The sequence below is a fragment of the Vibrio vulnificus NBRC 15645 = ATCC 27562 genome, assembly GCF_002224265.1.
GTDB classification, from domain to species: Bacteria; Pseudomonadota; Gammaproteobacteria; order Enterobacterales; family Vibrionaceae; genus Vibrio; species Vibrio vulnificus.
In genome coordinates this window covers 897,231-910,371 of record NZ_CP012881.1, presented here as the reverse complement: position 1 = coordinate 910,371, position 13,141 = coordinate 897,231, and the positions used below count along the sequence as shown (strand labels likewise).

Sequence of the window (13,141 nt, the reverse complement as noted above, 5' to 3'; positions counted from 1 at the left end):
TGAATCAACAAAGACAGTTATATGAAAATTTGTTTGCAAAGGTCACAAAAGTGTCATAATTGAACGTGATAATGCTTTCAGTTGCAAAGGGCTAGGGCCTATAAATTATTCAAACTTACATAAGGTTATTCAATTATGTCTAGAAGGATTCTGGTAGTAGAGGACGAAGCGCCAATTCGCGAAATGTTGTGTTTCGTGCTTGAACAGAAAGGTTACCAGGCGGTTGAAGCTGAAGATTATGATACGGCAGTAAACAAACTTGCTGAACCCTTCCCAGATTTAGTATTACTGGACTGGATGCTGCCAGGTGGCAGTGGCATCAATTTTATTAAGCACATGAAGCGTGAAGAGCTGACTCGTAACATCCCTGTGGTGATGTTGACGGCTCGTGGTGAAGAAGAAGACAAAGTTCGTGGCCTTGAAGTCGGTGCGGACGATTACATTACCAAGCCTTTTTCGCCAAAAGAGTTAGTGGCTCGCCTTAAGGCGGTGATTCGCCGTGTCACGCCAACCGCACTAGAAGATGTGATCGATGTTCAAGGGCTTAAACTCGATCCTGTTTCTCACCGTGTGACGGCCAATGACGCGCCTGTTGATATGGGGCCAACAGAGTTCAAGATGTTGCATTTCTTTATGACCCATCAAGAGCGCGTATACAGTCGTGAGCAACTGTTGAACAATGTGTGGGGAACCAATGTTTATGTGGAAGATCGCACGGTTGATGTTCACATTCGTCGCCTGCGTAAAGCGCTAGAAGATGCAGGGCATGATAAACTGATTCAAACAGTGCGAGGCGCGGGCTATCGTTTCTCTACGAAAGCGTAAATACCATGTCGGAGTCGTGAGTGGTTGAAAGATTAACTTGGAAAAAGCTGGCATGGGAGCTGGCTTTTTTTTACACCCCCTGGGTGATTGTGGGGTGGATATTCGGATATATGCCGTGGCTGCTTTTGGTGGCGACGGCTTTGCAGCTTGGTTGGCATTTAAACAATCAGGTACGTTTGTCTGCGTGGCTCTGGGATGAAAAGCGTTTAACGCCACCGTCGGGCAGTGGCAATTGGGAATCTCTGTTTAATGGCCTTTATCGCTTGCAGCAAAGACAGCGACGCAAGCGCAAAGAACTGACGAATTTGATCCGTCGTTTCCGCAATGGGGCAGAATCGTTGCCTGATGCGGTTGTGGTGTTTCGTGCGGAGGGCAACATTGTTTGGTGCAATAAACTGGCGCAACATCTATTAGGTTTCCATTGGCCTGAAGATTCTGGTCAGCCTATTTCTAATCTTCTTCGTACTCCTGACTTTATTAAATATCTCTCTGGCAATGATTTTTCTGAACCGTTGGAAATGTGTTCGCCACTGAACGTTGAACGTACGCTGGAACTGCGTATTGTTCCTTATACTGAAGGCGAGCACTTGATGGTGGTGCGTGATGTGACGCAGTTGAAACAGCTAGAAGGCATGCGTCGAAACTTTTTTGCTAATGTTTCCCATGAGTTACGTACGCCAATGACGGTGCTTCAGGGTTATCTCGAAATGACCGAAGACCCGGACATGTTGGTTGGCCCCATGTGGGGTAAAGCCCATCGTGTGATGACGGAACAACTGAATCGAATGAACAGTTTAGTGAATCAGTTGTTAACCTTGTCCAAGATCGAAGCGTCGCCAATCCATGAGTTGGATGAAGTGGTTGATGTGCCTGCCATGCTGGAAGTGTTAGAGAAAGAAGCGGTAAGTTTGAGTGGTGAGAATCAGCACGCCATCTCTTTCCAAGTGGATAAAGCGCTCAAAGTCTATGCCGATGAAGATCAACTGCGCAGTGCTATTTCGAACCTAGTATACAATGCCGTAAAGTACACACCAGCTGGTGCAAAAGTACAGGTTCGCTGGTATCGCAATAGCAAGGGTGCTTGCCTAGAAGTGGAAGACAGTGGTGATGGTATTGAACCGCAACATATCCATCGTCTGACAGAGCGTTTTTATCGTGTTGACAAAGCACGCTCTCGCGACACCGGGGGCAGTGGTTTAGGTCTGGCGATTGTAAAACATGCTTTGACTCATCACGACACACATTTGGATATCCAAAGTAAAGTTGGCAGTGGCAGTAAGTTTTCATTCGTTTTACCGGCAAAGTTGGTGGCGAAATGAAACGATGGTGGTTGAGTTTAGTGTTGATGGGTGGAATGAGTGCGAGTGCTCAGGCATTGGATAAACCGTTGCAACCTTATCAAAAGCTTCCCGGTGTTTCTGGGAATTTGTTATCTGTCGGCTCGGATACGCTCGCGGGGATGACCACGCTATGGGTGGAAGAGTTTAAGGCACTTTATCCGAACATTAATGCTCAGGTGCAAGCCTCTGGCTCTTCAACGGCACCTCCCGCGCTGACGGAACAAACGGCGCAGTTTGGTCCGATGAGCCGTCCGATGCGTTTAAGAGAAGTGGAAGCGTTTGAGCGAACTCATGGTTATAAACCCACTGCGTTGCGAGTTGCGATTGATGCCATCGGTATTTTTGTTCATCAAGATAATCCGGTTAAAGGTCTCAACTTTCTGCAGTTGGACGCTATTTTCTCTGCAACTTTACGCTGTGGTGCAGAGGATTTTGTCAGCACGTGGGTGCAACTGGGTATTAATGCGGAGTGGGCAAAGCGCAACTTTCAGCTCTTTGGGCGCAATTCGGTTTCTGGAACCTACGGTTACTTCAAAAAGCACGCCCTGTGTGGCGGCGATTTTAAAAGCCAAGTGAATGAGCAGCCGGGGTCGGCTTCGGTAGTGCAATCGGTGGCCTCCACGCTCAGTGGCATAGGCTACTCTGGAGTGGGTTATCGTGTGGCGGGTGTGCGCCTACTTCCTATTGCGAAGCGAGGTAATGAGTTTGTTTATCCGAGTCGAGAAAATATTCTGACTGGCGATTACCCTCTATCTCGCTACTTGTACGTTTACGTGAACAAACACCCCAATAAACCGTTGAGTCCCATTGAAGCGGAGTTTATTAAGTTTATCTATTCTGCTCAGGGACAAGCGTTAGTGGAAAAAGATGGCTATGTTTCTATCACCCGTGATTTTGCTCAAGCAGAGTTAGCAAAAGTTGGCCTATAAAAAAACAAGGCTTACACAGCCTTGTTTTCAGTCCTTGCGGAGGATTATTTTAGCTCAAGCTTCCAATTCACTTGTGACCAACGTTCTTGCTCACTTTGTAAATCGGCAGAAAGCAATTTGTTGTTCTCCAACCAATCTTTGTCTTTACCGCTGAGTAACCAATGATCATCGTTCACTTCCAAAGTAAAGTCTGGCAATGGGTCATCGTTGCGTTGACCATTGATGAGAATGGCGAGGCGCAAAAGGCGAATAAGATTGATCACTTGTTCTCTACTGTAGAGGTGGAAATCGGGCAGTTCGGTGAGCTTAAGGGATTTGCGCTGATAGCGAGTGAGCGAGGCCAGCAGAAGTTGTTGTTCACTGTTAAAACCTGGCATATTCGTGTGTTGTAAGATATAGGCTGAATGGCGATGAAAACCACGTAAGCTAATGCTCAGTCCGACTTCATGAAGCAAGGCGGCCCATTCCAATAAGTGGGCCAATTCACTCTCACGTATTATTCCTAACTTTTTATGCGCTTGCTCAAGCAGTTCACCGGCTAAACCTTTAACACGCGCAGCATGTTCCAAATCCACCAAGTGCTTTTTGGCTAAGTTCTCGGTTGTTCTCATTCTCAGATCTGAACGAGCAAAGCCACTTTCCATTTCATAGAGTAAGCCTTCACGCAGAGCGCCATCAGAATAGTGCATTTCTGACAATTTTAGTGTTTGGAAAACCGCCATGAGGATTGCCACCCCAGCAGCAAACACGGGTTTTCGCTCGTCAGTGAGCCCGGCCAGTTGAATGTCATCGATAGTATCAAAGCTACACAACATGTCGATCAAAGTGCCGAGCCGATTTTGGGTAATAATGCCATCTTCAAACCCGAGGCCTACGAGTACTTCGTGAATCGCCTTAATGGAACCTGATGAACCATAGGCTATCTCCCAACCTTTTTTGCGATACTGGCTAGCGATGGATTCCAGCTTTTGCTCACCCGCAGTGATCGCTTTGTTGATGTTCTTTTTGGTAATTTTTCCGTTGGAAAAGTAACGACTGGTGAAACTGACGCACCCCATTTGCTTACTGTTGAGTAGCTCTGGTTCAAAATCGCGACCGATGATCAGTTCGGTACTGCCACCGCCAATATCAACCACCAGTTTAGAGGAGACTTCTAATTGTGTATGTGCCACGCCGAGATAGATTAAACGCGCTTCCTCTTCTCCCGGAATTATTTCGATGGGGAAGGGTAGGACTTGCTTGGCGCGTTGTAAGAATAGATGAGCATTATGCGCTTGTCGTAAGGTATGCGTGGCCGCGATGCGAACATTATCTGGTTCAAAACCTTGCAGTCGTTCGGCAAACATGGCTAAGCACTCAAGCCCTCGCTCCATCGCTGAGTGGCTCAGATTCATTTCGTTATCCAAGCCATCAGCAAGGTAAACGCGCTGTTTATGGCGACTGATTAATTGCAGATCTTCATCGACGACTTTGGCTACTATCATATGGAAACTGTTGGAGCCTAGGTCGATAGCGGCAATATCTCGACTATGGGTTGTTGTCATTCTGTTCTACTTGCCCTTTTTGCTTACGCGTGTGTTTCTCAACATTTTTAAGATAGTCGTAAATGGCTATCTGAGAACGTATTTTTTTCCGATTGCCGCGTTCAACATAGTTATTGCTCATCTCTTTGTCGATTCGGCGCGCCTTCACTGTATCAGTAAACTGGATGTTGAGAATATCGATAATGCGTTGTTTGATTCGTGGATCACGTACAGGAGACATCACCTCAATACGGTTATCGATGTTGCGTTCCATCCAGTCAGCAGAGGAAATATACACTAACGGTTCACCATCATTATGGACAACCAAGACTCGGGGGTGTTCTAAGAAACGATCGATAATACTGATGATTTCGATGTTGTCACTGAGTCCTTCTAACCCAGGTACCAACGAGCACATGCCGCGAATGATCATGCGAATTTTCACCCCGGCACTGCTTGCCTCATAAAGTCTACTGATCAGCCCTTTATCGACAAGATTGTTCACTTTGAGTGTGATAGCGGCTTTTTTCCCCGCTTGTGCATTGGCAATTTCGTTATCGACTAGACGATATAGTTGTGAGCGAGAGTTTCGTGGCGATACAATCAAGTGACGAAATCTAACGGGCTGGAAGGGGTTCATGATGTAACTAAACACCCCTCTTACCTCAGCAGCGAGTTCTTGATCAGCCGTGAGGAGGGAAAAATCGGTATAAACACGGGCTGTCCGCTCGTGGAAGTTCCCTGTGCCAATATGCGCGTAGCGCATGAAGCCCTCTTCTTCACGGCGGGTGATAAGGAGTAACTTGGCGTGAATTTTTGTGCCGGGCACACCAAAAATGACGTGCACTCCTGCATCGGTTAGGCGTTTAGACCATTCAATATTGGCCTCTTCGTCAAAACGAGCCTGTAACTCAACAACCACGGTGACACGCTTGCCGTTATGCACTGCATCGATCAATGAGTTCATTAATCGCGAATTTTTGGCAACACGATAAACGTTGATCTTGATGCTGACGACTTTAGGATCAAATGACGCCTGACGTACCAGTTCCGTGATGTGCTCAAAGCTGTGGTAAGGATAGTGCAGCAGTATGTCTTGATTGCGAATGGCATCAAAAGCGTTGGCGTAGCCTTCAAAATCTGCGCAGGTCAATGGTGGCAGTGGTTTGTTCTCCAAGTAGTCGCGTCCAACATTTGGGAAGGCGATAAAGTCCTTAAAGTTGTGATATCGGCCACCGGGAATCAAGCTGTCGTAGTGAGAGATTTTGAGTTTGTAGCAGAGATATTTGAGCATGTCCTCGGGCATATCTCGCTCGTAAACAAAGCGCACTGGCAAGGCAGTTAGGCGCTGGCTGAGGCCTTCAGACATCTGCTCTAGCAAGCTGTATTCAACTTCATGACGCAAGTCGTATTCGGCGTCTCGGGTCATTTTCATTGCATAGCCGTTGAGCTCCTCGTAGTCAAAAAAACCACCGAAAATGTCGTTTAAACAGAAGCGAATAATGTTGTCGAGTAGAATAATGGTTTTCTTCCGCTTGCCTTTTTGCTCCGGAACCATAATGAAGCGAGGAAGGTGATCGGTGGGGATTTCCAGCAAGGCGTATTTCGATTGTTCTTGCTTCTTCAGTTCGACAGCAATATAGGCATATTCATCTTTGAGAAACTGCAATACGTCGATTTCGTCAGTCAACATGAGGGGCGTGATGTGAGGAAGAACTTCTTTTCGGAAGTACTTCACGATCCACTTTTGCTGAGCTTCATCGAGTTGGCTTTCGTTGACAAGAAAAATATGCCGTCTTGCCATATCTCGGATCAGTTCATTGTAGAGTTCATCAAAGCGTTCGTTGAGTTTCAAAGCTTTACTTTGCATTTTTGACAGTAAGTGCTTTGAGATGTCATTGCCACCTTGTTCTCGATTAATCAAGATTCGGCGTTTCACATCCGAAAATCGCACTTTGTAAAACTCATCCAAGTTATTGGAGAAGATACCAAGAAAGCGAATGCGCTCAATGAGCGGCACGGTTTTGTCGGCGGCTTCTTGTAATACCCGTTCATTGAATGATAGCCAGCTAAGCTCTTTTTCTATATAGAATTTATCCGCACTCATAAATTGGCCTGACGTTGATCATGTAATTAAAAATGGACTCAATAAGGAGGCACAGTATGTGTTTTTTGTTACAGATTTATTTCATACCATGACTATCATAATAGTTGTATTATTTTCATATGGTTAATGTGATCTGTAATATAATTGTCATCTTAACGAAATATTATGTCAGCACGTCAAAAAGGGTAGAAAATTCGATGGCCAGAGCCGAGTTCACATTGCAGACCAGAGACAAGTCGAGATTGTTAAAAGATCGCTTGGTTCGTATGGCTGTAACCAGTGGCGGTGTTGGGGTTTTGGCTGCGTTAGTGTTGATTTTTGTCTATTTAGCGATGGTGGTGATCCCACTCTTTTCGGACGCTAAACTAGAACCCAACAAACTCAGTATGCCTATTGCGACGAAGCCGCCCGTCGCGATTGCTGTTGATGATTATGGCCTTAGAGCATTAACTATTACCGAAGGTGGTCGTCTAACGTTTTGGCAGCTAGATAGTGGTGAAGCAGTATTCGAAGCACAAATCAGTGAGAATCCGACCGCTTTTGCCAAGAGTGTTTCTGCTTTAGACAGCTATGGCTTTGTTTCTCAGCAAGGGCTAGTGACGTTATTTAAACCTCGTTTTAACAGCTCGCTGGCTAAGAGTGTGCAGCGACCTGAGGTTGAGATTTATTCCCCTAGCTTTGATTTTCGTCTTGCGGCGCAAGGCAGTGATATCGCACGCTTTGCGTTCAGTAACTTAGAACCTTCTCCAACGCTAACTTGGCTAACAAACGATGGACGAGTTCATGTTCGCTGGCAGCAAAGTGTGCAAGGAGAGTGGGTGCAACGCGATTTCCAGTTCGCAACCACCTTTGATGTGGCATCGCAACTTCTTATAACGCCAGATGGAGAGACTCTCTATGTGCGTTCTGGTTCTGAGTTGGTGGTGGCGAAGAAGCGTGATGAGCAATTTGTCGTGCGAGAGATTGTTGATCTCACCTTGGGTGACCAGAAGCACTCAGTACGTCAAATAGACCTGCTTGCAGGAGCCTACTCTTTATTGGTCACTCGCAATGATGGCCGAGTGTCGCAATGGTTTGATACCCGTCAGCAAAATCAGCGCAAATTGACGCACATTCGTGATTTTAAGTTAGCTTCAGAAGTGCAATTCCTCTTGCCGGATACGCATCGTAAAGGTTTCTACAGTTTTTATACCAACGGAACGTTACAGAGCCACTATACCACCAGTGAAAAATTGGCTCTGTTTTTACGCGCTTATCAACAAGCCCCGCAGATGGCGGCCATGTCGAACAACGAACAATACCTTTTAGCGTATTTTCCAGAACGATTAACACTGGCGACGGTGGATAACCCATACCCTGAAATTTCGCTGTCATCGCTTTGGCAAAAAGTGTGGTATGAAGGTTATCCAGAGCCTGAGTTTGTTTGGCAGTCAACGTCTGCCAGCGATGATTTTGAACCGAAGTTTAGCCTTATTCCTATCGCATTTGGCACAATAAAGGCGGCCTTGTTTGCCATGCTTTTCTCGGTGCCGATTGCCGTACTTGGGGCTATTTATACCGGGTATTTTATGGCGCCGAAAATGCGTCGTATCGTCAAACCTTCCATTGAACTGATGGAAGCGATGCCAACGGTGATTATCGGTTTTCTTGCCGGCTTGTGGTTTGCACCGATAGTTGAACAGCACTTGATCAGCGTGGTCACCTTGATGGTGGTGTTACCGTTGAGTACCGTCTTCATTGGTGGACTCTGGACTCTGTTGCCAGCGACGATACGACATCGTATTCCTAATGGTTGGCATGCTCTGATCTTAATCCCGAGTATGGTGCTGGTCGTCGCGCTCGGAATGCAGTTTGCTCCTGAATTGGAAGCGCTATTTTTTTCCGGCGATATTCGGTTATTTCTATCGCAGCATGGGATTGGTTTTGACCAGCGTAATGCGATGGTGGTGGGATTAGCCATGGGCTTTGCTGTGATTCCAACCATTTTTACCATAGCGGAGGATGCGATTTTCTCCGTGCCTAAGCATCTCTCTGATGGTTCTTTGGCGCTGGGCGCGACAGCGTGGCAAACGCTCACTCATGTGGTGATTCTCACCGCGAGCCCGGGAATTTTTTCTGCCATCATGATGGGGCTTGGGCGTGCTGTTGGCGAAACCATGATCGTTTTAATGGCGACTGGAAACACGCCGCTAATGGATTGGAATATTTTGGAAGGGATGCGCACCTTATCTGCGACCATTGCTGTTGAGTTGCCGGAATCAGAAGTGGGCAGTTCGCACTTCCGATTATTGTTTTTAGCAGCCCTATTGCTGTTTGTTTTCACCTTCGCCGTCAATTCGCTGGCCGAGTGGGTGCGCCAAAGATTAAGAGATAAATATCGTGCGCTGTGATCATAGTCGAATGTTAGGAGAGCTAGCGTGCTGAAATGGATTCGTTCGGGAGCGCCGTGGATTTGGCTGACAGGGGGGGCGGTCAGCATCAGCTTGCTTTCGGTGTTGGCACTGCTGCTTTTGATTGGTTGGAAGGGGCTTAATTACTTCTGGCCAGCGCCTGTCTATCAGTGGACGATAGTAAAAACCTCACCTCAGTTGTCGCCACAAACATCGGTTGGAAGCCTTGTGATTGGCCAGGTTTATCAGCGAAACCAAGTAGACTCTTCGCAACTGCCGCCATCTTTACAGGCCATTGTGCAAGATGAGCAAGAAGCTGTTCGTTTGAAGATCAAAGTGGCGAATCGAGGTCTGTATCCCTCCGAATTTATTTCGGTGTTGGAGTTGCAACTCAGTGAACCGACAACTCCGGAAGAGATTGTTGTGTTTGAACGCAGCAGTGGCGGCGATTTCTATGGCCGCTACTTGGCATTTCGTGATGGCGATACTCAGACCAGCGAGAATATTTTCCCATTGTTGCAAGACAAGCTCGAATACGCTGAACGTTTACGTGAAGAAATTGCGCTGGTGGTTGAGCAAAACATCAAACCGTTAAGTTGGAAATTGGAACAGCTCCGTCTGGATAAGCGGCGCAAAGAGCTCAATGGCACGTTGAGCGCCGAGTATTTGCAGCAATATCAAGCAGAACGCGAGCACTATGAGCAGGAGTTGGCCAACTACGACCAGCAGCTTGATGGGTTACGTTTGCAACTCACGGGTTACACGCTGCTGGTGGAAGAAATGAGTGGTAATGTGGTCTCTATTCCTCTCAGTGAAATTTTGGATTTTTGGCAGCCAAACAAAATGAATGTTGGCGATAAAATTGTGCACTGGGGGAGAGAAATTTGGAAATTCCTCTCAGAAAATCCACGAGATTCCAACTCGGCAGGTGGCGTCTTTCCTGCCATATTTGGTACGGTGTTCCTTGTTTTGATCATGTCGATTATTGTGATGCCGTTGGGGGTTATTGCTGCGATCTATCTGCATGAGTACGCCAAAAATAACGCCTTTACTCGTATCATCCGTATCGCAGTCATTAATCTTGCTGGTGTGCCTTCCATTGTGTATGGTGTTTTTGGTTTAGGCTTTTTTGTTTACACCATCGGTAGTTCAATTGATAACCTATTTTATGCAGAGCGCCTTCCTGCTCCAACCTTTGGGACGCCGGGGCTGTTGTGGTCTGCACTGACCTTGGCTGTATTGACGCTGCCCGTGGTCATCGTGACAACGGAAGAAGGATTAACACGCATCCCCAACTCGGTTCGACACGGCTCACTTGCGCTTGGAGCGACGCAATTTGAGACGTTGTGGCGTGTGGTCTTACCGATGGCGACTCCCGCCATCATTACGGGATTGATTTTGGCGATTGCACGCGCGGCAGGAGAAGTGGCACCGTTGATGTTGGTTGGTGTGGTTAAGTTGGCGTCCAGCTTACCCGTGGATGGCCAGTTTCCTTATATCCATCTTGAGCGTAAGTTTATGCATTTGGGCTTTCATATCTATGATGTGGGCTTCCAAACATCTAACATCGAAGCGGCGCGACCACTGGTGTATGCCACGTCCTTTTTATTGGTGACGGTGATTGTCGGCTTGAACTTAACGGCTATCAGTATCCGCAATAATTTACGCGAAAAATATCGAACATTGGGGCAAGACTAAGATGTATTCTTTCAATGACACTCTGGGCTACCACGCCCCTTTAGATGTGAATAATCTGCCTGACGATAAAACGGCCATTACGATTGAGAACTTGGATCTGCACTATGGTCAAAGTCAGGCACTGTACGACATTTCGATGCGCATTCCTAAAGGGAGAGTGACGGCATTTATCGGTCCGTCAGGTTGTGGTAAGTCAACGTTGCTGCGTTGTATCAACCGCATGAACGATCTGGTGGAAGGATGCAAAGTGACAGGTAGCGTTAAACTGTATGGTAGCAATGTTTACGATCCAAGTGTCGACGTCGCGACCTTAAGGCGTCGGGTTGGGATGGTGTTTCAAAGGCCCAATCCATTTCCTAAATCCATCTATGAAAATGTGGTGTATGGTTTACGTTTGCAAGGTGTGAAAAATAGCCGAACGCTTGATGACGCAGTAGAGCGCTCTTTGCGCTCGGCAGCGTTATGGGATGAAGTGAAAGACCGCCTGCATGAGAATGCCTTTGGTCTCTCTGGCGGGCAACAGCAGCGATTGGTCATTGCCCGAGCGGTCGCCATTGAGCCAGAAGTGCTGTTATTGGATGAACCTACATCGGCTTTGGATCCTATATCAACTTTAACGATTGAAGAGCTTATCAACGACCTAAAGACTCAATATACTGTGGTCATTGTCACTCACAACATGCAGCAAGCTGCGCGAGTCAGCGACTATACTGCCTTTATCCACATGGGTAAGCTTATTGAGTATTCGGACGCAGACACTATCTTCACCTCTCCGATGAAAAAGCAAACTGAAGATTACATTACCGGCCGCTACGGCTAGCACATATTTTAGATAAGGATCGTTATGCATTTCGGGCGTCATATCTCAGGGCAATTCAATGTAGAACTTGAGTCTATTCGTACTCATGTCTTGACGATGGGAGGCTTGGTTGAACAGCAGCTTTCTTTTGCCATGCAAGCGCTGCATAACGACGATATCGACCTCGCCAGACGAGTGGTGCGTGATGATCACAAAGTCAATGCGATGGAAGTTTCCATTGATGATGCCTGCACGAGAATCATTGCCAAGCGCCAGCCAACCGCAAAAGATTTGCGCCTTATCATGGCGATCATCAAAACCATTACCGACTTAGAACGCATTGGTGATGTGGCAACTAAAATGGCCTATGTCGCCATCGAAAGCCCTTCATCAAAAGAGCGTCAGTTTAATGTTTCCTTAGAGCCACTGGCTCGACAAGCTATTCAGATGCTGCACTTGGTGTTAGACGCGTTTGCTCGGATGGACGTGGATGCGGCAGCCGAAGTGCATAAAATGGACGATAAAATTGATGCGGAATATGAGGCGGTGATTCGTCAGCTCATGACGTATATGATGGAAAATCCGAAGAATATCCCCAACATCCTTCAGGTGATGTGGTCTGCTCGTGCTATTGAGCGAGTTGGGGATCGTTGCCAAAATATCTGCGAGTACATCATCTATTTCGTCAAGGGAAAAGATGTGCGTCATTTAGGTGATCAAGGGATCAATGACGCACTGAAGTAACTGCGTGCTAATAACGTTCAGGCACAAAAGTCTGCTCTTCAACAGGGGAGCGAACATACCCTTCTTTGTTGAGTTCAGGAAGTGTCACAGGAGGATGAACCACTTCTTGGTAATCAATGCTACTGAGCAGGTGACTAATGCAGTTAAGGCGAGCTCGGCGTTTTTCATCTGAGGGAACGACCCACCACGGGCAATGTTTCGTATCGGTATAAGCAAACATCTCATCTTTTGCTTTGGAATACTCGGCCCATCGATTGCGCGATTCAAGGTCCATTGGGCTAAACTTCCAGCGTTTGATTGGCGTATTGATCCGTTCAATAAATCGTTTCTCTTGCTCTTCGTCAGAAACCGAGAACCAATATTTCAACAGGATGATACCAGAGCGCTGCAGCATGCGTTCAAATTCGGGGCAAGATCGCAGAAACTCTTCGTATTCCTCATCGTTGCAAAATCCCATCACTTTCTCAACACCTGCGCGGTTGTACCAGCTGCGGTCAAACAGCACAATTTCACCGCCGGCAGGTAAATGTGCGACATAACGTTGAAAATACCATTGCGTTTTTTCTTTCTCTGTCGGAGCAGGCAATGCTGCGATGCGACAGACTCGAGGATTCAGTTTTTCAGTGATGCGTTTAATAACACCGCCTTTACCTGCGGCATCTCGCCCTTCAAAAATGACGACGACTTTGAGTTTTTTATGCTTAACCCATTCTTGAAGTTTGACTAACTCAATTTGTAAGTTCTCGAGTTCTTGTTCATAGAACTTTTTTTTCAGCTTTCCCATAC

10 protein-coding genes are annotated in these 13,141 nt (G+C 46.8%); 7 read left to right on the top strand and 3 right to left on the bottom strand.

What is annotated here, in order from left to right:
* Positions 1–135: 135 nt before the first annotated feature.
* From phoB to AOT11_RS04125, 3 genes are read left to right on the top strand one after another with little or no spacing between them, the layout of a single operon-like run.
* Entirely contained in the window at positions 136–825 is a 690-nt protein-coding gene (gene phoB, locus AOT11_RS04135) for a phosphate regulon transcriptional regulator PhoB (protein WP_011078566.1), read from the top strand.
* Positions 826–845: 20 nt separating this feature from the next.
* Complete coding sequence (phoR, locus tag AOT11_RS04130) at positions 846–2,144, top strand: phosphate regulon sensor histidine kinase PhoR (RefSeq protein ID WP_017419960.1); 1,299 nt, start codon at positions 846–848, stop codon at positions 2,142–2,144.
* Positions 2,141–3,094: a PstS family phosphate ABC transporter substrate-binding protein gene (locus tag AOT11_RS04125; RefSeq protein ID WP_017419961.1), complete on the top strand. Its 954-nt coding sequence runs from the start codon at positions 2,141–2,143 to the stop codon at positions 3,092–3,094. The genes phoR and AOT11_RS04125 overlap by 4 nt, the downstream gene beginning before the upstream one ends.
* 44 nt (positions 3,095–3,138) lie before the next feature.
* Here AOT11_RS04125 and ppx read toward each other — a convergent pair whose 3' ends face one another.
* A complete protein-coding gene (ppx, locus tag AOT11_RS04120) occupies positions 3,139–4,638 on the bottom strand; it encodes an exopolyphosphatase (protein WP_017419962.1) in 1,500 nt (499 codons plus the stop codon).
* Positions 4,622–6,724, bottom strand: a complete 2,103-nt coding sequence (ppk1, locus tag AOT11_RS04115; protein ID WP_017419963.1) for a polyphosphate kinase 1 — start codon at positions 6,722–6,724, stop codon at positions 4,622–4,624. The genes ppx and ppk1 overlap by 17 nt, the downstream gene beginning before the upstream one ends.
* 197 nt (positions 6,725–6,921) lie before the next feature.
* Between ppk1 and AOT11_RS04110 the strand changes: the two genes are divergently transcribed.
* The 4 genes from AOT11_RS04110 to phoU are packed head-to-tail and all read left to right on the top strand — an operon-like array spanning position 6,922 to position 12,355.
* A complete protein-coding gene (locus tag AOT11_RS04110) occupies positions 6,922–9,114 on the top strand; it encodes an ABC transporter permease subunit (protein ID WP_026050313.1) in 2,193 nt (730 codons plus the stop codon).
* Between the two features lie 27 nt (positions 9,115–9,141).
* On the top strand, positions 9,142–10,812 hold the full coding sequence (pstA, locus tag AOT11_RS04105) for a phosphate ABC transporter permease PstA (protein WP_017419965.1): 1,671 nt from the start codon (positions 9,142–9,144) through the stop codon (positions 10,810–10,812).
* Between the two features lies 1 nt (position 10,813).
* Positions 10,814–11,632 carry a phosphate ABC transporter ATP-binding protein PstB gene (gene pstB / locus AOT11_RS04100; protein WP_011078559.1) on the top strand — a complete coding sequence of 273 codons (819 nt, stop codon included), beginning with the start codon at positions 10,814–10,816 and terminating at the stop codon, positions 11,630–11,632.
* 24 nt (positions 11,633–11,656) lie between these two features.
* Positions 11,657–12,355, top strand: a complete 699-nt coding sequence (phoU, locus tag AOT11_RS04095; protein WP_017419966.1) for a phosphate signaling complex protein PhoU — start codon at positions 11,657–11,659, stop codon at positions 12,353–12,355.
* Between the two features lie 7 nt (positions 12,356–12,362).
* Here phoU and ppk2 read toward each other — a convergent pair whose 3' ends face one another.
* Positions 12,363–13,139, bottom strand: coding sequence for a polyphosphate kinase 2 (gene ppk2 / locus AOT11_RS04090; protein WP_017419967.1), 777 nt, complete (start codon positions 13,137–13,139; stop codon positions 12,363–12,365).
* Positions 13,140–13,141 lie beyond the last annotated feature (2 nt).